This window comes from Streptomyces sp. NPDC040432 (assembly GCF_055595445.1).
On the sequence record NZ_JBVIVP010000031.1, the window covers coordinates 54263 to 78882 of the forward strand.

At 71.4% G+C, this 24620-nt stretch carries 25 protein-coding genes; 7 read left to right on the forward strand and 18 right to left on the reverse strand.

What is annotated here, in order from left to right; genetic code table 11:
• Positions 1-35: 35 nt before the first annotated feature.
• Together ACZ58N_RS35715 and ACZ58N_RS35720 are read left to right on the forward strand one after the other, a co-directional pair.
• Positions 36-962, forward strand: coding sequence for an ATP-binding cassette domain-containing protein (locus ACZ58N_RS35715; protein WP_471168811.1), 927 nt, complete (start codon positions 36-38; stop codon positions 960-962).
• Positions 959-1708, forward strand: a complete 750-nt coding sequence (locus tag ACZ58N_RS35720) for an ABC transporter permease (protein WP_471168814.1) — start codon at positions 959-961, stop codon at positions 1706-1708. Before ACZ58N_RS35715 ends, ACZ58N_RS35720 begins: the two co-directional genes overlap by 4 nt.
• A 69-nt stretch (positions 1709-1777) precedes the next feature.
• Here the strand turns inward: ACZ58N_RS35720 and ACZ58N_RS35725 are convergent, their stop codons facing one another.
• The 3 genes from ACZ58N_RS35725 to ACZ58N_RS35735 form a co-directional block, all read right to left on the reverse strand.
• On the reverse strand, positions 1778-2044 hold the full coding sequence (locus tag ACZ58N_RS35725) for a DUF1876 domain-containing protein (RefSeq protein ID WP_471168817.1): 267 nt from the start codon (positions 2042-2044) through the stop codon (positions 1778-1780).
• A 124-nt stretch (positions 2045-2168) separates the two neighbouring features.
• A complete protein-coding gene (gene hemB, locus ACZ58N_RS35730) occupies positions 2169-3170 on the reverse strand; it encodes a porphobilinogen synthase (RefSeq protein ID WP_471168819.1) in 1002 nt (333 codons plus the stop codon).
• A 43-nt stretch (positions 3171-3213) separates the two neighbouring features.
• A complete protein-coding gene (locus ACZ58N_RS35735; RefSeq protein ID WP_471168821.1) occupies positions 3214-3648 on the reverse strand; it encodes an ATP-binding protein in 435 nt (144 codons plus the stop codon).
• Positions 3649-3799: 151 nt separating this feature from the next.
• Here ACZ58N_RS35735 and ACZ58N_RS35740 point away from each other — a divergent pair, with 151 nt between their 5' ends.
• Entirely contained in the window at positions 3800-4585 is a 786-nt protein-coding gene (locus tag ACZ58N_RS35740; protein ID WP_471168823.1) for a helix-turn-helix domain-containing protein, read from the forward strand.
• Complete coding sequence (locus tag ACZ58N_RS35745; RefSeq protein ID WP_471168825.1) at positions 4582-4827, forward strand: DUF397 domain-containing protein; 246 nt, start codon at positions 4582-4584, stop codon at positions 4825-4827. The genes ACZ58N_RS35740 and ACZ58N_RS35745 overlap by 4 nt, the downstream gene beginning before the upstream one ends.
• A 23-nt stretch (positions 4828-4850) precedes the next feature.
• On the opposite strand, the gene proP is transcribed toward ACZ58N_RS35745, so the two are convergent.
• From proP to ACZ58N_RS35780, 7 genes are all read right to left on the reverse strand, one after another.
• Positions 4851-6347 carry a glycine betaine/L-proline transporter ProP gene (gene proP, locus ACZ58N_RS35750; protein WP_471168827.1) on the reverse strand — a complete coding sequence of 499 codons (1497 nt, stop codon included), beginning with the start codon at positions 6345-6347 and terminating at the stop codon, positions 4851-4853.
• Between the two features lie 113 nt (positions 6348-6460).
• Positions 6461-7804 (reverse strand): ankyrin repeat domain-containing protein, encoded by a 1344-nt coding sequence (locus tag ACZ58N_RS35755; RefSeq protein WP_471168830.1) that lies wholly within the window; start codon positions 7802-7804, stop codon positions 6461-6463.
• 421 nt (positions 7805-8225) lie between these two features.
• Positions 8226-9893 carry a bifunctional uroporphyrinogen-III C-methyltransferase/uroporphyrinogen-III synthase gene (locus tag ACZ58N_RS35760; RefSeq protein ID WP_471168832.1) on the reverse strand — a complete coding sequence of 556 codons (1668 nt, stop codon included), beginning with the start codon at positions 9891-9893 and terminating at the stop codon, positions 8226-8228.
• The gene (gene hemC / locus ACZ58N_RS35765; protein ID WP_389711760.1) at positions 9890-10858 is read right to left on the reverse strand and encodes a hydroxymethylbilane synthase; all 969 of its coding nucleotides are present in this window, start codon (positions 10856-10858) and stop codon (positions 9890-9892) included. The genes ACZ58N_RS35760 and hemC overlap by 4 nt, the downstream gene beginning before the upstream one ends.
• The gene (locus tag ACZ58N_RS35770) at positions 10855-12588 is read right to left on the reverse strand and encodes a glutamyl-tRNA reductase (RefSeq protein ID WP_471168835.1); all 1734 of its coding nucleotides are present in this window, start codon (positions 12586-12588) and stop codon (positions 10855-10857) included. The genes hemC and ACZ58N_RS35770 overlap by 4 nt, the downstream gene beginning before the upstream one ends.
• On the reverse strand, positions 12585-13400 hold the full coding sequence (locus ACZ58N_RS35775; RefSeq protein WP_385584062.1) for a redox-sensing transcriptional repressor Rex: 816 nt from the start codon (positions 13398-13400) through the stop codon (positions 12585-12587). Before ACZ58N_RS35775 ends, ACZ58N_RS35770 begins: the two co-directional genes overlap by 4 nt.
• A 273-nt stretch (positions 13401-13673) precedes the next feature.
• The gene (locus tag ACZ58N_RS35780) at positions 13674-13952 is read right to left on the reverse strand and encodes a glutaredoxin family protein (RefSeq protein WP_471168839.1); all 279 of its coding nucleotides are present in this window, start codon (positions 13950-13952) and stop codon (positions 13674-13676) included.
• Positions 13953-14050: 98 nt separating this feature from the next.
• Here ACZ58N_RS35780 and ACZ58N_RS35785 point away from each other — a divergent pair, with 98 nt between their 5' ends.
• The 3 genes from ACZ58N_RS35785 (at position 14051) to ACZ58N_RS35795 (ending at position 17653) form a co-directional block, all read left to right on the forward strand.
• Complete coding sequence (locus ACZ58N_RS35785) at positions 14051-15004, forward strand: HAD family hydrolase (RefSeq protein ID WP_471168841.1); 954 nt, start codon at positions 14051-14053, stop codon at positions 15002-15004.
• Positions 15005-15344: 340 nt separating this feature from the next.
• Entirely contained in the window at positions 15345-16151 is an 807-nt protein-coding gene (locus tag ACZ58N_RS35790) for an ECF subfamily RNA polymerase sigma factor, BldN family (protein ID WP_471168842.1), read from the forward strand.
• Between the two features lie 278 nt (positions 16152-16429).
• Positions 16430-17653: a DUF5667 domain-containing protein gene (locus ACZ58N_RS35795; RefSeq protein ID WP_471168843.1), complete on the forward strand. Its 1224-nt coding sequence runs from the start codon at positions 16430-16432 to the stop codon at positions 17651-17653.
• A 60-nt stretch (positions 17654-17713) separates the two neighbouring features.
• Here the strand turns inward: ACZ58N_RS35795 and ACZ58N_RS35800 are convergent, their stop codons facing one another.
• The 8 genes from ACZ58N_RS35800 to ACZ58N_RS35835 form a co-directional block, all read right to left on the reverse strand.
• Positions 17714-18733 (reverse strand): lysophospholipid acyltransferase family protein, encoded by a 1020-nt coding sequence (locus ACZ58N_RS35800; RefSeq protein WP_471168846.1) that lies wholly within the window; start codon positions 18731-18733, stop codon positions 17714-17716.
• A complete protein-coding gene (locus ACZ58N_RS35805; RefSeq protein ID WP_471168849.1) occupies positions 18733-19812 on the reverse strand; it encodes an NAD-dependent epimerase/dehydratase family protein in 1080 nt (359 codons plus the stop codon). Before ACZ58N_RS35805 ends, ACZ58N_RS35800 begins: the two co-directional genes overlap by 1 nt.
• A 95-nt stretch (positions 19813-19907) precedes the next feature.
• Positions 19908-20006, reverse strand: a complete 99-nt coding sequence (locus tag ACZ58N_RS35810) for a 30S ribosomal protein bS22 (protein WP_003948845.1) — start codon at positions 20004-20006, stop codon at positions 19908-19910.
• Between the two features lie 150 nt (positions 20007-20156).
• The gene (locus tag ACZ58N_RS35815; protein WP_162688852.1) at positions 20157-20366 is read right to left on the reverse strand and encodes a helix-turn-helix domain-containing protein; all 210 of its coding nucleotides are present in this window, start codon (positions 20364-20366) and stop codon (positions 20157-20159) included.
• Between the two features lie 114 nt (positions 20367-20480).
• A complete protein-coding gene (locus ACZ58N_RS35820) occupies positions 20481-21311 on the reverse strand; it encodes a phosphatase (RefSeq protein ID WP_471168851.1) in 831 nt (276 codons plus the stop codon).
• A gap of 79 nt (positions 21312-21390) precedes the next feature.
• A complete protein-coding gene (locus tag ACZ58N_RS35825; protein WP_471168867.1) occupies positions 21391-22539 on the reverse strand; it encodes an acetoin utilization protein AcuC in 1149 nt (382 codons plus the stop codon).
• Complete coding sequence (locus ACZ58N_RS35830) at positions 22511-23734, reverse strand: MFS transporter (protein ID WP_471168854.1); 1224 nt, start codon at positions 23732-23734, stop codon at positions 22511-22513. The genes ACZ58N_RS35825 and ACZ58N_RS35830 overlap by 29 nt, the downstream gene beginning before the upstream one ends.
• Positions 23735-23777: 43 nt before the next feature.
• Positions 23778-24431, reverse strand: coding sequence for an HAD family hydrolase (locus ACZ58N_RS35835; protein ID WP_471168856.1), 654 nt, complete (start codon positions 24429-24431; stop codon positions 23778-23780).
• Positions 24432-24620: the final 189 nt, after the last annotated feature.

Consider the following 24620-nt stretch of genomic DNA (forward strand, 5'->3'; position numbering starts at 1 on the left):
GCAGAAGAAGAACGCAGAAGGGAGCTCGGTCCTCGATGACCACGAACGCCCCCGGCATCCACGCCACCGCCCTCACCAAGTCCTACGGCCCGCTCCGCGTCCTCGACGGGATCGACCTCACCGTCCCGCGCGGCAGCGTCCTGGCCCTCCTCGGCCCCAACGGCACGGGCAAGACCACCACCGTGCGCCTCCTGGCCACCCTCACGGCCCCCGACTCGGGTACCGCCCGCGTCGCCGGGCACGACGTCACCACCGAACGGGCCCGCGTCCGCGAACGCATCAGCCTGGCGGGCCAGTTCGCAGCCGTCGACGAGCTCCGCACCGGAACCGAGACCCTGCGCATGATGGGCCGCCTCGGCGGCCTGAGCGCCCCCCGCGCCCGCGCCAGGGCCGCCGAACTCCTGGACCGCTTCGGACTCGCCGAGGCAGCCGACCGCACCGCGAAGACGTACTCGGGCGGCATGCGCCGCCGCCTCGACCTCGCCGCGAGCCTCGTCACGCGCCCCGAGGTGCTCTTCCTCGACGAACCGACCAACGGCCTGGACCCGCGCAGCCGCCAGGAGCTCTGGGACCTCGTACGCGAACTGCGCGCCGACGGCACGACCGTACTGCTCACCACCCAGTACCTGGAGGAGGCCGACCGGCTCGCCGACCGCGTCGCCCTGCTGGCCGACGGGCGGATCGCGGCCGAGGGCACCCCGGCGGAACTCAAGTCCCGCGTCGCCGGACACCGCCTCGACCTCACCCTGACCGACCGCGGCGCCTACGACGCGCTGGCGCCGCGCGCCGTGCACCTCGTACCGGACGAACTCACCCTCGGGCTGCCCACCGACGGGACCGCCGCCCACGTCCGGGCCCTGCTCGACGAGATCGACCCCGACCGCACCGCCATCGACCGCTTCACCCTGCGCACCGCCACCCTCGACGACGTGTTCCTCACCCTGACGGGAGCAGCCCCATGACGACCCCGGTCGCCTTCGCCCTGGCCGGACGCAGCCTGCGCATCAGCAGCAGGCAGCCGGACGCCCTGGTCACCGCCCTGATGCTGCCCGTCATGCTGATGCTGATCTTCGTCTACTTCTTCGGCGGCGCCATCGACACCGGCACCACCTATGTCACGTACGTCGTCCCCGGCGCCATGCTGCTCTGCGCGGGCTTCGGCGCGGCGAGCACCGCCGTCTCCGTCGCCGACGACATGCGCAACGGCGTCGTCGACCGGCTCCGCTCCCTGGACGTCGGCGGCGTCCCGATCCTCGCCGGACACGTCGCGGCCTCCGTGGCCCGCAACCTGCTCTCCACCGCGCTCGTCCTCGCCGTGGCCCTCGCCATCGGCTTCCGGCCGCAGGCCGGCCCCCTCGCCTTCCTCGCGGCGGCCGGACTGTTGCTCGCGTACATCACGGCCATCTCCTGGCTCGCCGCGGCGCTCGGCCTGTTGGCCAGGACCCCCGAGGCGGCCGGGGGCTTCACCTTCCTGATGATGTTCCTGCCCTACCCGTCCAGCGCGTTCGTCCCCATCGACACGATGCCCGGCTGGCTCCACGGCTTCGCCGACCACCAGCCCCTCACCCCGGTCATCGAATCCCTACGGGCCCTCCTGCTGGACCAGCCGGCGGGGAACTCCCCTTGGGTGGCACTGAGCTGGTGCGCCGGGATCCTGACGGTGTCCGTCGCCCTGTCGTCGGTCCTCTTCGAACGCCGCACCCGCTGACCCCCGCGCCCTCACGAACGGCCCCTGCCGGGCCCCGAGGTCCGGCAGGGGCCCGTCGACCCGGCGGCACTACAGCGGATGGGAGTGCCTGCCGGTGGCCTCGTCGATCTCGGTGTGCGCCTTCTGCAACATCTGGGACGCGAGATCCATGAGCGCCCGGGCGCCGGCGATCTCCTCGCCGACCCGCAGCTGTTCCGGGTCGGACGGGTGGCGCATGGCGTAGCCGCGCGCCCTCATCTCGGAGCCGTCGGCGAGCCGCAGCATGGCCGCCGCGCTCGTGCGGTGGCCCTCCTCGACGAACTCCATCTCGACATGCCATCCGACGAGCGTGGGCATCGCGGACCACCTCCACAGTCGGCCTCTCCCTCCAGGGTGCGCCCGCCCGCCCGGCCCCGCAACGACACGACGAAGGCCCCCGGACCGGCGTCCGGGGGCCTCGCGTCACGTCGTCGAATCGGGCTCAGCGCTCCTGGCGCAGCCAGCCGGCGACCTCGGTCGCCCAGTACGTCAGGATCGTGTCCGCGCCCGCCCGCTTGATGCCGAGCAGCGTCTCCAGGATGGCCCGGTCGCGCTCGATCCAACCCTTCTCCGCGGCGGCCTCGATCATCGCGAACTCGCCGCTGATCTGGTACGCCGCCACCGGCACGTCGACCTGCTGCGCGACCCGGTACAGGATGTCCAGGTACGGCCCGGCGGGCTTGACCATGACCATGTCGGCGCCCTCCTCCAGGTCCAGCGCCAGCTCCCTCAGCGACTCGCGGGCGTTCGCCGGGTCCTGCTGGTAGCTCTTGCGGTCGCCCTGGAGGCTCGACGCGACGGCCTCGCGGAACGGTCCGTAGAAGGCCGACGTGTACTTGGCCGTGTAGGCGAGGATAGACACGTCCTCGTGGCCCGTCTCGTCCAGCGCGTCACGGATGACGCCGACCTGGCCGTCCATCATGCCGCTCGGCCCCACCATGTGGACGCCCGCGTCGGCCTGGACCTGCGCCATCTCCGCGTACCGCTCCAGCGTGGCGTCGTTGTCGATGCGGCCGTGCTCGTCCAGGACCCCGCAGTGGCCGTGGTCGGTGTACTCGTCCAGACACAGGTCGGACATGATCACGAGGTCGTCGCCGACCTCCGCCTTCACGTCCCGGATCGCGAGCTGGAGGATCCCGTCCGGCTCGGTGCCGGCGGTACCGAGCGCGTCCTTGTTCTCGTCGGCCGGGACACCGAACAGCATGATCCCCGAAACGCCCGCCTCGACGGCCTCCACGGCGGCCTTCCGCAGCGTGTCCCGGGTGTGCTGGACGACGCCCGGCATCGCGGAAATGGCCAGCGGCTCGGAGATCCCCTCGCGCACGAACGCGGGCAGGATCAGGTCCGAGGGGTGCAGCCGCGTCTCCGCGACCATGCGCCGCATGGCCGGGGTGGTGCGCAGCCGGCGGGGCCGCGAGCCGGGGAAGGATCCGTACGCGCTCATTCTCAGTCGCCTCTTCGAGCATCGACAGCAGTCGGAACCCAGCCTAGGCGCTGCCACCGGCCCGCCCCGCGCCGGACGCCCCGACCCCGAACTCGCACCACACCACCTTCCCGGGCACCCGCGCCCCGACCCCCCACCGATCGGCGGCCCCCGCCACGAGCAACAACCCCCGCCCGCCCTCGGCCCCCGTGTCCCGGTTCTCGACGCGCGGCCGTCCGCCCCCGCTGTCGTGCACCTCGACCCGTACGACGTCCCCGAACCGCAGCATCCGCAGCCGGTACCCGCGCCCGGCGGGGACCCCGTGCAGCAGGGCGTTGGTCGCCAGCTCGCTCACGCAGAGCAACACATCGTCCCGACGGCATGTGACACCCCACGCGTGCAGTGTCACCGCCGCGAACTCCCTGGCAGAGCGGACGGTTTGACGGCTGCGGGGGTAGAACCGCTCGCGCAGCAGGGCCGGATGGATTTCCACGTTCACGCGGTGATGGTCGCGTTCCGTGACTACCGTGGGGGAGGCGGCCGACCCGTACTCCTTCATGAGTACGGGTCGGTACCGGTATCCCGGATGCGCACGGGGGGAGTTCACAGACATGCCACCACGCAAGAGGCCACGGCCCAACGAGACCGCGATGAAGATGGTCGGCGCCCTGGTCGCCGCCGCACGGATCGCCGCAGGACTGACCCAACGCGCCTTCGCCGAGGCACTGCACATCGACATCGAGACGGTCGCCTCGATCGAGCAGGGCAGGCGCACCCTCATGCCCAACGTCGCCGAGAAGATGGACCGCGTCCTCGGCCTCCCCGGACTCCTGACGGTCGCGGCGAACCGGATGCCGGAAGTCGACATGGTCCCGGCGTGGGCGGAGGAGTACTTCGCCAACGAGGCCGAAGCCCTCGCCCTGTCCTGGTACGACACCGTACTCGTGCCCGGCCTGCTCCAAACCGAGGAATACGCCCGCGCGGTGTTCAGCTGTCGTGTGCCTTACATGGGCGAGGAGAAGATCGAGCGCCAGACTGCCCGCCGAATCGAGCGTCAGGTGATCCTGAGCCGCAGCGTCCCGCCCACTCTCGGCTTCATCGTGTCGGAAACGGCTTTGCGCGACCGCCTGGGCGGTGACGCGGTTCATCGGGCGCAGCTGCGCCACCTGCGCGACTGCGCCGACCGGCCTGCGATCTCCCTCCAGATCCTGCCCCTCGGCCTCACCGCCCACGCCGGCCTCACAGGCCCGTTCATCTTGCTGGAAACACCCGATCACCAGCGTCTCGCGTACTCAGAAACTCAGCGCGGCAGCATCCTCGTTCGGGACCCCAACGAGGTCAGCATCCTTGCTCAGAAGTATGCGATGCTGCGATCCCAGGCCCTCAACCTCACCGAAACAAAAGGCCTGTTGGACCGGCTGCTAGGAGAGTCATGAGCACCCCACCGATGTGGTTCAAGTCCAGCTACAGCGCAAGTGAGGGCGGCCAGTGCCTGGAGGTCGCCGTCACCTGGCACAAGTCCTCCCACAGCAACGATGAAGGCGGCGCTTGCGTCGAGGTCGCCACCTGCGCCTGCGCGGACACCGTCCACGTCCGGGACTCCAAGGTCACCGACGGGCCGACGCTCGCCCTGACCCCCTCCGCCTGGACCGGCCTCACCGGCTGGGTGCGCTCCTAGACGGCGGCACGTCGCCGACGGATTCAGAACCTCGGGGCCGGGGACTGAGCGGCGCACAACTCGGCGGCCTCCTCCTGCGTCTCGACCGACGGCGGCGAGCCGTCGAGCGGCCGGCCGGCAGTCTCCTTCATGCACGCCACCGCGATGAGGCCGACCAAGGCCGCGCCCATCGCGTAGTAGGCCGGCATCAGATTCGAGCCGGTCCAACCGATCAGCGCGGTGATCACCAGCGGGGTCGTCCCGCCGAAGATCGACGCCGACAGGTTGTAGCCCACGGACAGCGAGCCGTACCGGACCTGGGTCGGGAACAGGGCCGGGAGCGCGGCCGACATCGTGCCGAGCATGCAGACCAGCGACAGGCCCAGCATCAGCATCCCGGCCGTGACCGCGGGAATGCCGCCCTGCCCGATCAGCAGGAAGGACGGCAGCGACAGCACCAGGAACCCCGCCATGCCCGCCATCAGCACCGGCTTGCGCCCGAAGCGGTCGGAGAGCGTGCCGACCCGGCTGATCAGCAGCATCAGGAAGACCATCACCCCGAGCAGGATGAGCAGGCCGTGCGTCTCGCTGTAGCCCAGCTCGTCCGACAGGTACGTCGGCATGTACGACAGCAGCATGTAATCGGTGATGTTGTAGGCGCCGACGAGGCAGATGCAGAGGATCAGCGTCGGCCACTGTTCGCGGAAGATCCGCGCGAGGTCGCCCTTACCGGTCGTCTCCACACCGTCGGCGGCCTCGGTGGCGCGGGCGGTCCCGCCCGCCAGCTTCTGGAAGGCCGGGGTCTCGTCCAACCGCATCCGCAGGTACAGGCCCACCAGACCAAGGGGCCCGGCGATGAGGAACGGCACGCGCCAACCCCAGGACAGCATCTGCGCGTCATCGAGCAGCGCGTACAACGCGGTCACCAGCCCGGCCGCACCCACATACCCCGCCAGCGTGCCGAATTCGAGGAAGCTCCCGAAGAACCCCCGACGCCGGTCCGGCGCGTACTCGGCGATGAAGGTCGACGCACCGCCGTACTCACCGCCGGTCGAGAAGCCCTGGACCATCCGGAACAGGATCAACAGGGCCGGGGCCCACAGGCCGATCGTGTCGTGCGAGGGGATCAGACCGATGGCGAACGTCCCCACCGCCATCAGGATCATGGTGAGGGCCAGCACCTTCTTCCGGCCCAGCCGGTCCCCCAGCGGCCCGAAGAACATCCCACCCAACGGCCGCACCAGGAAGGCCACGGCGAACGTCGCGAACGAGGACAGCAGCTGGGTGGTCTCGTTCCCCGACGGGAAGAACACCTGCCCCAGGGTCACGGCCAAATACGAGTAGATGCCGAAGTCGAACCACTCCATGGCGTTGCCGAGCGAGGCCGCCTTCACGGCCCGCTTGACCGCCCGGTCGTCCGTGACGGTGATGTCCGTCCGGCGCAGGCGCGGGTTCCTCCGCTGTCTGACGGCACGGAAAAGCCCCGGATGGCGCTTCTCCGCCTCCGGGTCGGCCGTCTGCGGGCGTCGGGGAGCCGCCATGGACGGTCCTTTCATCGGGGGTGTTCCAGCCCTCCCGCCTGCGCGATCACAGCGCCCCCAAACGGGCCGGAGGGCCCGATGAGACGTGGATCACACACGGGGGACCGCACGTCTCACCCGCCGGATTCGTTCCGGTACTCCCACCGCCACAGTCCGTCCGCCCGGTGGTCGCCCTCGTACTCCGGCCCGAGCGTCCCCACCCGCCCGTACGCCTCCGGCGTGCGGGGGTCGTTGCGGCGGTACAGGGTGTAGGCCACGTCGAGACGCACCTCCTGTCCCTCGTCGTCGAGCTGCTCCCACAGCGCCGCCCGGATGTCCGGCGAGTCGTCCGACCAGTAGGCGACACCGTTCACGGCCCACGCCCTGACCTCCGCATCCTCGTCCCCGAACAGGGTGAGCATGACCTCCCGGTCCTCCTCCCGCCCCCCGTCCAACGCCTCCGCGACCCGCTTGCGGACCTCGCTGTCGGGGTCCCGCCCCAGGTCCCGCACCACGCGCCCCGCCTCGGGATCGGGCGACCCGTCCAGCAACTGCGGCACCCGCCGCCGTACGCGCACGTCCGGATGCCCGGCGTACCGCAGCCCGAACTCCGCCGCCCGCGGATGGTCCTCCTCGTGAATCAGACCGAGCACGAGCGCCAGGACCCCGCCGTCCGTCTCCGCGTCCACCCAGCCCGGAAGCAGCGCGAGCAGCTTCTTCTCGTACCAACGGGCGTGTGCGGCGGATCCCCACCTGGCCCAGCCCATGTTCAGGAAGTCGGCGACGAACGCGCGGTGGGCGGGCGACGAATGCCACCGGTACTCCACCACCTGCAACCAGGTCTCCGCGCTCTCCCGCCGCCCCAGGATCGATCTGACCGCCGCCCGGTCGACGTGCTCCTCGTCAACGCCCTCGTACGGATGTTTCGTCGCCCGGCCCATCAGCTCGTCCACCGGCGCCAGGATCCGGAACTCCCACTCCAAGTCGGTCAGTACGGCCCCGTGCCCACCCCGTACGGTCCGCCCGCCCAGGGTGATCTCCTCGACCCGGTGGAACTCGCCCTCCTCGACCACCCGGACCCGCGCGGGCCCGTCCGCCCCGGTCACCCGCCGCAGCTCCGCCTCCGCACCCCCCGCGTACCACCGCCGGGCGGCCTCCAGCAGCCGGACCCGCTCCCCCTCCCCCAACCGCTCACGAGCCCGCGCCCCCAGGCAGGCCTCCCACACGGCCGGAGACCCGCCCTCAACGGCCCGCAGCAGCGGAGTCGTACCGTCCGCCAGCACCCGGTCCAGCCGCGCGCCGGCCTCGACCAACGCCGTCACGACGTCCACCGCGTACGCGGCGACGGCCCCGCACACCACCGGCAGCCCGTCCCCGCCCACCACCTCGGGATCCGCGCCCGCCTCCACCAACCCCCGCACGGCCTCCGCATCACCCACCGCCACCGCTGCCACCAGCCGGGCATCCACCTCGCGCACGAGTCCCCCTCCCACCGACCACAGATCGTCACCCACCCGACCGCCCGGGACAACCGCTTGACGCCCGCACGGCAACGGGACCGACAACCTGAGGGGCCGGGGACGGGGTGGGGTGTCGACCGGGGCTAAAACGTGATTTGTTGGCGCACGCCACCGCCTCACCAACGCAGCCCCGGCCAGGGCGCCATAAATCATGCCCGCCCCGGACGACACCCCACCCCGGCCCCGGCCCCGCCCCACACGCGCACCCACCCCACACGCGCACGCGCACGCGCACCCGCACCCGCACCCACACCCACACCCACACCCACACCCACACCCACACCCACCGAACGAAAAGGGGCCCGGGTGCGTCCAGCACCCGGGCCCCTTCCCCGTACCCCTACCCGTCCCCGACCCGCGGCCGGCCCGGCTAACGCGCTCACGTCGTGCGACGCCGCCGCGCCCCCGGCCGACGCTCGCTCGGCCGCGCCACCGACTCCCCGGCGGCCTTCGCGGCCTCCCGACGCGCCTCCCCGTAAGCGGCCAGCGCCTCCGCCAGCTTCGACACCGACGGCTCCGGCGACAGCACGTCCACGCGCAGCCCGTGCTCCTCCGCGGTCTTGGCCGTCGCCGGCCCGATGCACGCGATGACGGTCACGTTGTGCGGCTTGCCCGCGATCCCGACCAGGTTCCGGACCGTCGACGACGAGGTGAAGAGCACCGCGTCGAACCCGCCGCCCTTGATCGCCTCGCGCGTATCGGCCGGCGGCGGCGACGCCCGCACCGTCCGGTAGGCGGTGACGTCGTCGACCTCCCAACCCAGCTCTATCAGGCCCGCGACCAGCGTCTCCGTCGCGATGTCGGCACGCGGCAGGAACACCCGGTCGATCGGGTCGAAGACCGGGTCGTAGGGCGGCCAGTCCTCCAGCAGACCCGCCGCCGACTGCTCACCGCTCGGCACCAGGTCCGGCTTCACACCGAACTCGACCAGCGAGGCCGCGGTCTGCTCGCCCACCGCGGCGACCTTGATGCCCGCGAACGCGCGCGCGTCGAGCCCGTACTCCTCGAACTTCTCCCGGACCGCCTTCACCGCGTTGACCGAGGTGAACGCGATCCACTCGTACCGGCCCGTCACCAGGCCCTTGACCGCCCGCTCCATCTGCTGCGGGGTGCGCGGCGGCTCCACGGCGATCGTCGGCACCTCGTGCGGCACCGCACCGTACGAACGCAGCTGGTCGGAGAGCGAGGCGGCCTGCTCCTTCGTGCGCGGTACGAGGACCCGCCAGCCGAACAGCGGCTTCGACTCGAACCAGGCCATCTCCTCGCGCCGCGCGGCGGCGCCCTGCTCACCGACCACGGCTATCACCGGACGCGCGCCCTCGGGCGACGGGAGCACCTTGCCCTGCTTGAACACCTGGGCGATCGTGCCGAGCGTCGCGCTCCAGGTCCGCTGCCGGGTCGTCGTACCGCCGACGGTCACCGTCAGCGGGGTCTCCGGCTTGCGGCCCGCGGCCACCAGCTCGGAGGCCGCGGCCGACACCGTCTCCAGCGTCGCCGTGACGACGAGGCTGCCACCGCTGGCGCCGGCCTCGCTCCAGCACTGCGCCGACGCGTGCCGGGCGTCCACGAAGCGGACGTCCGCGCCCTGCTCGCCGCGCAGCGGGACACCCGCGTACGCGGGGACGCCGACGGCCGTCGCGACACCGGGCACCACCTCGAAGGGGATCCCCTCCGCGGCGCAGGCCAGCATCTCGCCGGACGCGTTCCCGTCGAGCCCGGGGTCGCCGGTGACGGCACGGACGACCCGCCTGCCGGACCGCGCGGCCTCCATGACAAGATTGGCGGCGTCGCGGATCACCGGGACCCCGGCGGCGGCTGACAACTCGTCAGCAACCGTCAGCTGCGGCGTGTCGATGCCCGCCCGCGCGTGGGTCCGTACGACGTCGAGCACCTCGGGCTCGGCGATCAGTACGTCCGCGGCGGCGAGCGCCTCCACGGCGCGCAGCGTCAGCAGACCCGGGTCGCCGGGGCCGGCACCGAGGAAGGTGACGAGTCCGTGGGCGGCGACGACCGGAAAAGCGGAGGTGGTCGGACGTGAGGGGTTCAAAGCGATCGCTCCCCCATAAGACCGGCCGCGCCCTTGGCCAGCATCTCGTCCGCGAGTTCGCGGCCGAGCGCCATGGCCTCGTCATACGACTGGGGCACGGGACCGGTGGTGGACAGCTGCACCAGCGTCGAGCCGTCGAGGGTGCCGACGACGCCGCGCAGGCGCATTTCATTGACAATCTGCCCGTCGGCCAGAAGGTCGGCGAGCGCGCCCACGGGTGCGCTGCAGCCGGCCTCCAGGGCGGCGAGCAGGGAACGCTCGGCGGTGACGGCGGCCCTGGTGTGCGGGTCGTCGAGTTCGCCGAGCGCGGCGATGAGGGCCGTGTCGGAGGCCAGGCACTCCACGGCCAGGGCTCCCTGGCCGGGAGCGGGCAGCACGTTGTCGACGGCCAGCAGGTCGGTCGCCTCGTCGCCGCGACCGATCCGGTTCAGGCCGGCGGCGGCCAGCACGACCGCGTCGAGCTCGCCGGAGCGGACGAACCCGATGCGGGTGTCGACGTTGCCGCGGATGGCGACGGTCTCGATCCGCTTGCCCAGGCTCTTGGCGTACGCGTGGAGCTGCGAGGTGCGCCGCGGCGACCCCGTGCCGATCCGCGCCCCGTCGGGGAGCTGCTCGAAGGTCAGGCCGTCGCGGGCGACGAGCGCGTCGCGCGCGTCCTCGCGCTTCGGCATGGCCGCGATGACCAGGTCGTCGGGCTGGGCGGTCGGCAGGTCCTTCAGCGAGTGCACGGCGAAGTCGACCTCGCCGCGCACGAGGGCCTCGCGCAGCGCGGTGACGAACACGCCGGTGCCGCCGATCTGCGAGAGGTGCTCGCGGGACACGTCACCGTAGGTCGTGATCTCCACGAGTTCCACGGGTCGGCCGGTGACCGCCCGGACCGCCTCGGCGACGTGCCCGGACTGGGACATGGCCAGCTTGCTCCGCCGCGTTCCGAGCCTGAGGGGCCGGTCGGGACGTGTGTTCATGATGCCCGTCCTGGGTCGTCGTTCTTCGGATCGGCCGCGTCCGCCCGGCTGACGGAAGCAACCGTCTGAGGGTCGAGGTCGAAGAGTTCGCGCAGCGCCTCCGCGTACCCGGCGCCGCCGGGCTCGCTCGCGAGCTGCTTGACGCGCACGGTCGGCGCGTGGAGGAGCTTGTCGACGACGCGGCGCACGGTCTGGGTGACCTCGGCCCGCTGCCGTTCGTCGAGATCGGGTACGCGCCCGTCGAGACGTGCCACCTCCATGGCGACGACCTCGGCGGCCATCGCCCGCAGGGCGACGACGGTGGGCGTGATGTGCGCGGCCCGCTGGGCGGCCCCGAACGCGGCCACCTCCTCCGCGACTATCCCACGTACGGCGTCCACGTCGGCCGCCATCGGGGCGTCGGCGGAGGTCTCCGCGAGCGACTCGATGTCGACCAGCCGCACCCCGGGGATCCGGTGCACCGCGGCGTCGATGTCCCGCGGCATGGCCAGGTCCAGGAGCGCGAGGCGTACGGGGGCACCGTCCGCCCGGCTGCGCGCCGTCCGGCGGGGCTGCCGCTGGGCGGCGGCCTCCCCCTGGTCGGCCCACGTGCCGTGCAGTTCGAGCGAGCCGGCGTCGACGCCGGTCAGCGCGGCCCGGCCGTCGCCGGCGGGCGCGTCCAGCCCCAGCGGGCAGCCGTCGGGCTCGGCGGCCGGGATGGTCCGTACGGCGCCGGCGTCGGCGATGCGCCGCCCGGCCTCCGCGGCTGCGACCAGCCGGGCCAGTACGTCACCGGCGGCGGGCTCCGCGGCCGGCGCGACACCGGCCCGTACGACGGTCGCGGTCCGCTCGACGCCGACCTGTGCGACCGCGACCTGTGCGACGGCGCCGACCGGCAGGAGTTCCCCCGCCCCGTCGCCGGACACCGCGGCGAGCACGTCGTCCGCGGTCAGCACCAGGCCCGTCGCGCCCGTACAGGACACGACGACGTCAACACGTGTCAGTTCCTCGGCGACCGCGCCCATGGTCACGGCCCGCGCCGTCACACCGGTGCCCGAGGCAACCAGAATCTCGGCGAGACGCTCCGCCCGCTCCGCGGTCCGGTTCGCCACCGCGATGTCGGCGACGCCCACCCGCGCCAGCGTGGCGGCGGCCAGCGAGGACATCGACCCGGCGCCGATCACCAGCGCCCGCTTGCCCGCGGCCCACTGTCCGACCGGCTCGTGCACGGCGAGCTGCTCCAGCCCGAAGGTCACCAGCGACTGTCCGGCCCGGTCGATCCCGGTCTCGGAGTGCGCCCGCTTGCCGACCCGCAGTGCCTGCTGGAACAGGTCGTTGACCAGCCGGCCGGCGGTGTGCAGTTCCTGCCCCAGCGCCAGCGCGTCCTTGATCTGCCCGAGGATCTGGCCCTCTCCGACGACCATGGAGTCCAGCCCGCACGCCACCGAGAACAGGTGGTGCACCGCCCGGTCCTCGTAGTGGACGTAGAGGTACGGGGTGAGCTCCTCAAGGGCCACCCCGCTGTGCTGGGCCAGCAGCGTCGACAGCTCCGCGACACCGGCGTGGAACTTGTCCACGTCCGCGTACAGCTCGATGCGGTTGCAGGTGGCGAGGACCGTCGCCTCGGCGGCGGGCTCCGCGGCCAGCGTGTCGTGCAGCAGCTTGACCTTGGCGTCCGTGGACAGGGAGGCCCGCTCCAGCACGCTCACCGGCGCGCTGCGATGACTCAGGCCAACGACGAGCAGACTCATGCCGGCATCACCGCCGGGACGTCGCCCTCGGGACCGCCCTTGCGCGCGGCGGCGGCGGCCCGACCGGCCGGCGGCACGACGGCGGCGGCCGGCGCGGCCCCCGTCCCGGTGGCCGGACCCGCGAGCTCCTCGGCCGCGGCGGCGGCGCCCTCACCGGCCTTGCGCTGCTCGTGGAAGGCCAGGATCTGGAGCTCGATCGACAGGTCGACCTTGCGGACGTCGACGCCCTCCGGCACGGACAGCACCGTCGGAGCGAAGTTCAGGATGGAGGTGACGCCGGCGGCGATCAGCCGCTCGCTCACCTGCTGCGCGGCGCCCGCGGGCGTCGCGATGACCCCGATCGAGACGCCGTTGTCCTCGATGATCGCCTCAAGCTCGTCGGTGTGCCGCACGGGCATGCCGGCGACCATCTTCCCGGCCATGGCGGGATCGGCGTCGATCAGCGCCGCCACGCGGAAGCCGCGGGAGGCGAAACCGCCGTAGTTGGCCAGGGCGGCGCCGAGGTTACCGATGCCGACGATGACGACCGGCCAGTCCTGGGTCAGTCCGAGCTCGCGGGAGATCTGGTAGACGAGGTACTCGACGTCGTAGCCGACGCCCCGGGTACCGTAGGAACCGAGGTACGAGAAGTCCTTGCGCAGCTTCGCCGAGTTGACTCCGGCGGCGGTCGCGAGTTCCTCGGAGGACACCGTGGGCACCGATCGCTCGGAGAGCGCGGTGAGGGCACGCAAGTACAGCGGAAGCCGGGCGACAGTGGCCTCGGGAATACCTCGGCTGCGGGTCGCCGGTCGGTGAGTTCGGCCAGTTGCCACGATGCTCCTGCGGGATGAGCGGGGCTGCAGGCGGCCTCTTGTCCCAGGACCGCCCCGTCGAATGCAGGCTATGTCTTTGTGAACGCGTGCACAAAGATTGTGTCCGCTTTGTCCGGCCAAAGTGACCGGGGTCACGCGGGCCGGACGGCCGGGGGTCGGACCGAGAACGGGCCGAACCCGTTCAAATCCAGAAGGGGGCAAAACCGTGCACACTCCTCATCAATACGCCCCCGTGTCCCCATAAATCGCCCATGATGGTAACGGCCGGAACGGTCAGGTCCCCAACGCCCGCCGGAGCCGGTCCGGGTTCACCCTCCAGAAGGTGTGCTGCTCGCCGTCGATGAGCACGACCGGAATCTGCTCCCAGTGCAACCGGTACAGCTCCTCGTCCTGCGAGATGTCCTTCTTCTCCCACTGTGCACCGGTCTCGGCGCACACCTTCTCGATCACCTCCTGGGCGTCGTCACAAAGGTGGCAACCCGGCTTCCCCACGAGCGTGACCATTCGCTCGGCGGGACGCTTCTTTTCCTTACGGCGCAGCAGAGGACTCATGTCCTCATTGTCCCGCGCCGGGCGGGAGCCCCGAAGTGTTAACCACCCCGTATCCCGGCGGTTCGGGAACTCCCGAACACAATGGCTATGCTCGCGTCATGGCCGCTCTGGGATGGCTCACCCCCCGTAGGCGCTCCGCCACCGCGCGGAGCGTGCTGGCAGGCGAGGCCTCGGCCGAGGCCGCCCGCAAGACCGCGCAGGCCGAAGCGCCACCTTTCCCGACGAACGCCGAACCGGAACCGGAAGCAGAGGGCGCCGAGCCCGAGTTCCCGGTCCCCGGCGACGACCTCGCCGCGGCCTTCTTCGACCTCGACAACACCGTCATGCAGGGCGCCGCGATCTTCCACTTCGGCCGCGGCCTCTACAAGCGCGAGTTCTTCCGCCGCCGCGAGCTGGCCCGCTTCGCCTGGCAGCAGGCCTGGTTCCGGCTCGCCGGGGTCGAGGACCCCGAGCACATGCAGGACGCCCGGGACAGCGCCCTGTCCATCGTCAAGGGCCACAAGGTCTCCGAGCTCATGTCGATCGGCGAGGAGATCTACGACGAGTACATGGCGGAGCGGATCTGGCCCGGCACCCGCGCCCTGGCCCAGGCCCACCTCGACGCCGGCCAGAAGGTGTGGCTCGTCACCGCCGCCCCCGTCGAGACGGCCACGATCATCGCCCGCCGCCTCGGCCTGACCGGCGCCCTCGGCACCGTCGCGGAGTCCGTGGACGGCATCTACACCGGCCGCCTCGTCGGCGAGCCCCTGCACGGCCCCGCCAAGGCGGAGGCGGTGCGCGCCCTGGCCGCCGCAGAGGACCTGGACCTCGCCCGCTGCGCGGCGTACAGCGATTCGCACAACGACATTCCGATGCTGTCGCTGGTCGGACATCCGTACGCGATCAATCCCGACACAAAACTGCGCAAGCATGCCCGCACCCACGACTGGCGGCTGCGCGACTATCGGACCGGCCGCAAGGCCGTGAAGGTCGGCGTCCCGGCCGCCGCCGGGGTCGGCGCGATCGCGGGCGGCACGGCCGCCGCGATCGCCCTCCACCGCCGCCGCAAGTAGCAACGCCGGGCCGGGGCCGACTTCCGGCCCGCCCGGCGTTCATTCGCTCACCTCTACCCGCGCCCCCGGCGCGGCACTCCGGCCTGCCCCACTCGGTCGCGAGCCTCTGTGGAAGCTTCCATTCCGCGCACCCAAGCGATCAAGAATCGATCACCAATCAGGCCTGAATATGCCCTGGACAGGCAACAGAAGTGTCGGAACCGGTGATTTAGACAACTGGGTGTAGCGCTGCCTGTACGAAGCGTTATTCTCCTCAAACGCATGCCACCGCCCATCTGTCGCCACGACGGGTGAACGGTCCCGCACTGCACGTGATGGAAGCTCTGCCTCTGGGAGTCCCGTGTACCCACCTGTCGGGGTTGACGCCTCGGGCCTGGCTACGCTGCGCGCAACGGTCCTCGACCACCTGCGTGGCTTCGTCCCCACCGCGTACGCCGTCCCCGCCTTCGCCGTACCCGCCGGCCTCGGTCCGGCCGGCCCTTGCTACGCCCTGACCGACGGCGGGGCGACGGTGGGCAGACGCGGTCGCGCGGGATCCGGATCGACCGGCTCCACCGGCACGACCGCACCCGCCCACCGCCGCCCCACCGCGGACAGCGACCAGGCCCGCATGATGGACCTGGTCGAACGCGCCCAGGCCGGCGAGGCCGAGGCCTTCGGCCGGCTCTACGACCAGTACAGCGACACGGTGTACCGCTACATCTACTACCGCGTCGGCGGCAAGGCGACCGCGGAGGATCTCACCAGCGAGACCTTCCTGCGCGCGCTGCGCCGCATCTCCACCTTCACCTGGCAGGGCCGTGACTTCGGCGCCTGGCTGGTGACCATCGCGCGGAACCTGGTGGCGGACCACTTCAAGTCCAGCCGCTTCCGCCTGGAGGTCACCACCGGCGAGATGCTCGACGCCAACGAGGTGGAGCGCAGCCCCGAGGACTCCGTCCTGGAGTCCCTCTCCAATGCGGCCCTGCTGGAGGCCGTGCGCAAGCTCAACCCCCAGCAGCAGGAGTGCGTCACCCTCCGCTTCCTCCAGGGCCTGTCGGTCGCCGAAACGGCCCGGGTCATGGGGAAGAACGAGGGAGCCATCAAAACGCTCCAGTACCGGGCGGTCCGCACACTGGCCCGCCTGCTCCCGGAAGACGCACGCTGACGCGCCCGCGCACACCGCGCGGACCCGCACGACGACGCTCCACAAGACAACGCTCAACGACGACACGACCTCACACCCGGTGACCCCTCGATGACGCTGTGGTCCGATCATCCTTCGTCCGTAACCCAAGTGCCGCGCCGCTCGTTGTGCGGGATGCAGGCTCCCTGTGGACACGCCCTGCCCGAAGCCGCTCACCCGAAAGTGTGGATGTGCTCAAGGAAGGCAACCTTCCGGACACCTTGGGGAGTCGATCGTCATGACGAGAGGAGGTGCCGCCAGTGATCGCGAACGTAACTCCGCACCGGCGGGCGAACGCCTTCGCCCAGGCCCTGGAGGATCGGAACCCATCCGATCTCCAAGAACCGGACCCGGCGGCCGAGCAGCCCGAGGCACCTGCCGAACCTGCCGACCACGACCGGCTGTTGGCCCTGGCGAACGCGCTCGGTGAAAGAATGCCGCGCCCGGTGCTGGATCCCGAGGTCAAAGTGGTGCAACGAGCTCAGCTCGTCGCCGCCATGGAGGCCATGGTGATGGAAGAGAGGGCCGGGGGCGGTGCCGCCGCAGACCCTCTGGTGCCCGAACAGCGGACCGGCCGCGGCGCCCACCGGGCGACGTCGCTCCGGAAATTGCGGCCCCGCTCCCGCTGGTCCAAGGGCATCGCAGCGGGAGGCCTCACCGTGGGTGTGGCCGCAGGGGCCTTCAGCGGAGTGGCCGCTGCCAGCACGGACGCCCTGCCCGGTGACTCCCTGTACCCGATCAAACGGGGCATGGAAGACCTCAAGCTGGGCATGGCCGACGAGGACTCGGACCGGGGCGAGCTCTACCTCGACCGGGCCTCGAACCGGCTGTCGGAAGCCCGCCGCCTGATGGAAAGAGGCCGGACAGGAGTACTCGACCACGAATCCCTGGGCGAGATCCGCCGAGCCCTCTCCGGCATGAAGCACGACGCCGAACAGGGCCACCGGCTGCTCCAGGCCGCGTACGAACGGGACGGCTCGCTGGGCCCGATGCAGGCCCTGTCCTCGTTCTCCCGCTCGCACCGGGACGCCTGGGGCAAGCTCCGGGAGAAGCTCCCGGCGCAGCTCACCGACGTCGGGGGCGAGGTCGAATCGGTCTTCCAGGCCATAGACGATGACGTGGCCCCGATCCAGGGCCTGCTGCCGAAGCCCCCGGAGCAGACCCGTGGCCGGCCCAGCGGCTCGGCCACGCCGAGCACCCCGGCCACCGGCAAACAGCAGACCGCACCGTCGGCTTCGGGTACGCCCTCATCGGCACCCGCGGCCACCCCGACGCCGTCCACCGGAAGCCGCACCCCGGCACCCTCCGGCGGCGGTCTCCTGGGCGGCACGGGCGACCTGCTGAACCCGCCGACGGGCCAGGCTCCTGCGAACACGCCCGCCCCGGGGACCCCCGAGCTCCCCCAGCCGGACATCACCCTCCCGCCCCTCCTCCCGGGTCTCCTTCCGGGCCTGGGCCTCAACTCCGAGGACGCGGAACAGTAGAAGGGAAGAGGGGGCCGCGCACCGCGCGGCCCCCTCTCCTTCGCACCACGGCCGGAGAACTCAGAAGAACACGGACCGCCGCTGCACGAGCAGCTTGTACAGCGTGTGCTGGATCTGCTCCCGCACCTGGTCCGTCAGGTTGAACATCAGCATCGGATCCTCCGCGGCCTCCGCCGCGTACCCGTCCGTCGGGATCGGCTCGCCGAACTGGATCGTCCACTTCGTCGGCAGCGGCACCGCACCCAACGGACCCAACCACGGGAACGTCGGCGTGATCGGGAAGTACGGGATCCCCAGCAGCCGCGCCAACGTCTTCGCGTTGCCGACCATCGGGTAGATCTCCTCGGCGCCCACGATCGAGCAGGGCACGATCGGCGTGCCCGCGCGCAGCGCCGTCGACACGAACCCGCCCCGCCCGAAGCGCTGGAGCTTGTACCGCTCTCCGAACGGCTTCCCTATCCCCTTGAAGCCCTCCGGCATCACGCCGACCAGCTCCCCGGCCTCCAGCAGCCGCTGCGCGTCCTCCGCACACGCCAGGGTGTGACCGGCCTTCCGCGCCAACTCGTTCACCACCGGCAGCATGAACACCAGGTCGGCCGCCAGCAGCCGCAGGTGCCGCTCCGCCGGGTGGTGGTCGTGGACGGCGACCTGGAGCATCAGCCCGTCCAGCGGCAGCGTCCCCGAATGGTTGGCGACGATCAGCGCGCCGCCCTCCTTCGGAATGTTCTCGATGCCCTTGACCTCGACCCGGAAGTACTTGTCGTACAACGGCCGCAGCAGGGTCATCAGGACCTGGTCCGTCAGCTCCTCGTCGTAGCCGAAGTCGTCGACCTCGTAGTCCCCGGTGATCCGGCGCCGCAGGAACGCCAACCCGCCCGCGATCCGCCGGTCCCAGCCCGCGCCGGACGACGGCCCCGACCCGACGACCCCCACCGGCGGCTCCGCCACCACCGGCTCCGCCACCACCGGTTCCGCCACCACCGGATCGGGCCCCGGCGTCGGGACGGCCCGCACCGGGCGGGGTCCGCCCCGCCGGCGCGGCCGCTCCTCGTCGAACGGAATGACCTTGGCGTCCGCCACTATCGCTTCGCTCCCTCGATCACACCGGCGCCCGCACCCGCGCCCGCATCCACCTTCAGCAACCCCGCCACCCGCTCCACGGCCCGCTCCACCCGCTCCGCGGGCAGCAGTCCGCTCCCGCGACTGCCCGCGAAGTCCGCGAACGTCTCGGCGGTCGTGTACCGGGGTCGGAACCCCAGGGTGTCCCGCATCTGCGTCGTCTCCACGACCCGCCCGTGCGTCAGCAGCCGGATCTGCTCCGGCGAGAAGTCCGTCACCCCGACCGCGCGCAGCGCCGAACCCACCCACGTGACCGCGGGCAACAGCAACGGCACCGTGGGCCGCCCCAGCCGCCGCGAACACTGCGACAGCAGCAACACCCCGTCACCGGCGATGTTGAAGGTCCCGCTGTTCAGGGTTCCGCGCCGCGGCTCGCCCGCCGCCAGGCGCAGCACGTCCACGACGTCGTCCTCGTGGACGAACTGGAGTCTGGGGTCGTAGCCGAGGACCGTCGGCATGACCGGCATGGAGAAGTACTCGGCGAGCGCGGAGTCGGCGTAGGGCCCCAGGATGTTCGCGAACCGCAGCACGCACACCGCGACGTCCGGCCGCCTGCGCGCGAAGCCCCGTACGTATCCCTCGACCTCGGCGGCCTCCTTCGCGAACCCACCCGCCGGCAGCGACTTAGGCTGCGTCGTCTCGGTGAAGACGGCCGGGTCCCGGGAGGTGCCCCCGTACACGCTGGTGCTCGACTTCACCACGAGCCGTCGTACGGTCGGCGACTTCTGGCAGGCCCCGAGGAGCTGCATCGTCCCGATGACGTTCGTTTCCTTGACCGCGCTGCGCGCACCGGCCGCTCCCGGGCCGCCCCCGGTCACCGCGAGGTGCACCACGGTGTCCACGGCGTGCTCGGCGAGCACGCGGGCGATCCCGGACTGTCTGATGTCCGCCTGCACGAACTCGGCCGAGCCGAGCCGGTGCGGCGGTCTCACCGCGTCGACCGCGATGACCCGTTCCACCTCCGGGTCGCGCTGGACGCGCCGCACGAAGCGGCCCCCCAGCTGTCGGGCTGCCCCGGTGACGAGCACGACCTTCCCCACGAGCTCAGCGCCTCCCTCGAAGAAGTCCCCGGCTGCACCGCAGCCCCTCCACCAAGGATGGTGGAGGGGCTGCGGAGAACACGTACAGCTGCCGTTTACTTCTTGTTACGGCGCTGGACGCGGGTGCGCTTGAGCAGCTTGCGGTGCTTCTTCTTGGCCATCCGCTTACGCCGCTTCTTGATAACAGAGCCCACGACTACCCTCGCTCACTTCTCGGAACATCCCCGCGTTGGCGGAGAACGGTGCGGGGCGTCTGGGCCCACACGACCTACGTCGGCCTAGCCTACCCGCCCGAGCTCGGAGCTTGTAATCCGCGACCTCGGTGGACGATCCGGAGCCCCTTCTCAGGCTGATTCCACCCCCACGAACGACTCCCGGAGGTACTCGTGAACCGCGTTCTCGGGGACCCGGAAGGACCGGCCCACCCGGATTGCGGGCAGATGACCGTTGTGCACCAAGCGGTACACGGTCATCTTCGACACTCGCATCACCGAGGCGACCTCCGCCACGGTCAGGAACTGAACCTCACTGAGAGGCCTCTCGCCAGCAGCCATGACACACCTTGACCTTCCGCGCATGACGGGCACCGGCTTCCCCTCCGGTTACTCCTCGTCGTCGCACGCTCACTCCCCAGAGTAGGGGCGGGTGATACGAGTGGGGAAGAGGAGCTACGGCCACTCCTGACGGTCCGGCAGCCTTGCGCGGTGCAGCACGTATCGGGTAAGCGGCCGGTAGTAGTCGGGGCGCACCCCGTCATCGAGCGGAACGGCCACCGCCAGCCGCCCCTCGGCCTCCCCGACGAACACCGCGGGATCATCCGTATCACCGAGCCCGATCGCCTCGACACCGAGCTGACCTGCACCGCAGACCCATCCGTGGTCCCCCACCACCAACTCCGGCAGCGGCTCGCCGGCGTCCGCCAGCGCCCCGAGCGCGATCCGCACCGGCAGCGGCGAATGGGAGTGCACGCCGGTCGCACTCCCCGGTGACCGCACGCCGGGTTCCCGCACCAACGCGACTCCCCGTACGTAATCGATGCGGTGCGGGCGTACGCCGAACCGGGTCGCGGTGTCGACGCGCACCCCCTGTGCCGGGGTGAGGACATCACATCCCGCCGCCGACAGGGCCGCAGCCAAACAGGCGTAGAACTCCAGGAGGCGATGCGGGTGCCCCGTCCCGAACAGTACGGGCGCCCTCGCTCCCGCCACCGCCGCCAACCGCTCCGCGAAGGCCTCCAGCCCGGCCACCGTCCGCTCGGGATCGATCACGTCCGGCCCGCTGACGTGCGACGGGTCCGCCGAGACCCCGCACTTGTCCGCCATCAGCCCCAGCAGTTCACCCTCGCCCCACACCCGCTCGGGGTCGAGCCCCAGCAGCACCCGCGGGTCCCGCGCGGCGAACAGACGGTAACTGCGCAGGCTCTCCTCCCGTGTCGTGGCGACGGGCCCGGCCAACCGGGCGGCCAGCAGATGCGCACGCAGCGCGCCGGTGCTCAACACCCCTCGATGCTGCCGCACCGCACCTGGCGGATCATCAATTATGGCGAACAGCCCCACAGTTGGCGTAACACATGGTGCGTCAGGTCAGCATCCCGCGCAGCGGGAACACCGCCCGCCGCGTCGCGAGAACGGCCTGATCCGTACGGTCCGCCGGATCGTAGCCCGCCTCCCACTCCCGCCACCCGACCGTCCGGCCGTCCGTCATCCGCGCCGGCGCGGGCTGCCGCGTCCGCGCGTACACCTCGTCCCGCCACACCTGCGGAACCTCCGCCGCCGGATCCACCGGCCGGTGCGCCGCGATCCCCACCAGGTGCGTCCACGACCGCGGTACGACGTCGACCACCGCGTACCCACCGCCGCCCAACGCCAGCCACCGGCCCCCACTGTGCTCGTGCGCCAGCCGGTGACAGGCCTCCTGCACCGAGCGCTGCGCGTCCAGCGACACCGCCAGGTGCGCCAGCGGGTCCTCGAAGTGCGTGTCGGCGCCGTGCTGGCTGACCAGCACCTGCGGTCGGAAGTCCGCGAGCAGCTCGGGCACCGTCGAGTGGAACGCCCGCAGCCACCCCTCGTCACCCGTCCCCGCGGGCAGCGCCACGTTGACGGCGCCGCCCTGCGCCCCGTCACCGCCCGTCTCCTCGGGCCATCCCGTCTGCGGGAACAGGGTCCGCGGATGTTCGTGCAGGGAGATCGTCAACACCCGCGGGTCGTCCCAGAACGCCGCCTGGACCCCGTCCCCGTGGTGGACGTCCACGTCCACGTACGCGACCCGCTCCGCGCCCAGCTCCAACAGCCGGGCCACCGCCAGCGCCGCGTCGTTGTACACACAGAACCCGGCGGCGCCGCCCGGCATCGCGTGGTGCAGCCCGCCGGTGAAGTTCACGGCGTGCGCGGCCTCGCCCCGCCAGATCGCCTCCGCCGCCGCCACCGACTGGCCCGCGATCAGCGCCGACGCCTCGTGCATCCCGCGGAACGCCGGATCGTCCATGGTCCCCAGCCCGTACGAGCCGTCCGCCGACCCCGGGTCCGCCGACACCGCCCGCACCGCCGCCACGTACTCCTCGTGGTGCACCAGCCGCAGCGTCGAGTCCCCGGCCGCGCGGGCCGCCCGCACCTCGACCGCCCGGTCCAGCCCGAAGGCCCGGACCAGGCCCATCGTCAGCGCAAGACGCACCGGGTCCATCGGATGGCTCGGCCCGAAGTCATACTTCGTTACCGCCTCGTCCCACATCAACAACCCGGTCACGGGCTCGCCGCTCATGCCCGACACCGTATCGGGCCCCACCGGAGCCGAACGAGCGGGTACTGAACAGCGGCACCAACACGAGCACCATCGGAATCAGCATCGCGCCCCGGTAGCTCCACACGTCCCCGATGCCCCCCACGAGCGGCGAGCCGATCAGGAACCCGACGTAGTTGAAGATGTTCAGCCTCGCGACGGCCGTGTCCGACGCGCCGGGGAACAGCCTCCCCGCCGCCGCGAACGTCTGCGGCACGATCACGCACAGCCCGATCCCCAACAGCGTGAACCCGAGCATCCCCCACCAGGCCCCCGGCGCCGCCGCCACCACCGCGAACCCGCCCGCGGCCACCACCGTCCCGCCCCGCACCACGGCCACCGCCCCGAACCGACGCACCCCGAGGTCCCCCACGGCCCGCCCGATCAGCGTCGTCACCATGTACACGTTGTACGGAACCGTCGCGAGCTGCTCCGAACTGCCCAGCACGTCCTGGAGGTACTTGGCACTCCAGTTCGCGACGGTCGAGTCCCCTATGTACGCGCACGCCATCACCAGGCACAACGGCAGCAACAGCTTCCCGCCCCCGACCGGCCACCCCTGCGTCCCGTCCTTCGCCGCGGACGTCGCGTCGACGTAGTACCGACTCGCCAACAACGCCGACGGCAGCACCAGGACCACGGCCGGCAGGTACCCGGTGAACAGCTCCAGGTGCCAGTGCGCCCCCGCCCACGCGGCGGAAGCGCCCATGATCCCGCCCAGGCTGTACGAGGCGTGGAACCCGAGCATGATGCTGCGCCCGTACGCCCGCTGAAGGCTGACCCCGAGCATGTTCATCGAGGCGTCCAACGCACCCACCGCCAGCCCGAACACCCCGAGCGCCACGGCCACCTGCCACATCGAGGTACCGGCGCCCACCCCCAACAGCGACAGCAGCACCACCGGCTGCGCCCATCGCAGCACGGCGCTGGGCGCGACCCGCTTGACCAGGTGCTCGGTGGCGACGCTCGACACCCCGGCCAGGATCGGAACCGCGGCGAGGAACGCGGGCAGCAGCCCGTCGGATATCCCGTACCGGTCCTGGATGGCGGGGATGCGGGTGACCAGGAGGGCGAAGGCGACCCCCTGCGCGAAGAAGCTGAACCCCAGGGCCCGGCGCCCACGCCGCAGCCGCACATCAACTGTCATGGCGGCTGAGCGTAGGCCCAGGGGCTACCGGTGGGTAGAGCGATCACACACCCAATCCGAGCAGGCCGTACAGCTCCTTCATCTCTCCGAAGTAGGCGTTGGCGCCGGGGAGCGCTTCGGCGGGGGTCATCGAGGTGAATCCGAGGACGTCCATGCCCGCGGCGCGGGCGGCTTCGATCCCGAGCCTGCTGTCCTCGACGACGACGCACCGCGACGGCGCGACGCCCATCATGTCGGCGGCGTGCAGGAACAGGTCGGGTGCCGGCTTGCCCCGGCCGACGTCCTCGACGCTGAAGATCCATTCTTCTTCGAACCATTCGCCGAGCGCGGCACTGCGGTGCCCGACGCGGATCCGTTCGTGGCTCCCGGAGGAGGCGACGCAGTACGGCACTCCTTGCGCGGACAGCTCCGCCAGCACCTCCGTCACTCCGGGAACGGGCCGCAGGTCCCGCTCGAACGCGGCGAAGATCCGGTCGTGGAGGACCCGGTCGAAGTCCTCGGGCAGGCGCTGCCCCGTCCGTTCGAGGATGACGTCGTGCACCCGGTGCACCGCGCCGCCCATGTAGTCGCGCAGTGATTCCTCGTAGGTCGTGGGATGCCCGACCTCCGTCAGGTACGCGGACAGGATGGTGTTGGAGAGCGGCTCGCTGTCCACGAGGACGCCGTCGTTGTCGAAGATGACCAGCTCATAGCCCATCCACCCACAGTACGAGCGTTCGGTCCGGGTTCCCGGCAGGCCGGTGCTGGTAAACGGAGGAACTCTGGCCCGCCGAGCCGGCGACCTGGCCGTAAACGCAGAAAAGCCCCGTACCGGTATCCCGGTACGGGGCTTTCCACAATGATTGTTCGGCGGCGTCCTACTCTCCCACAGGGTCCCCCCTGCAGT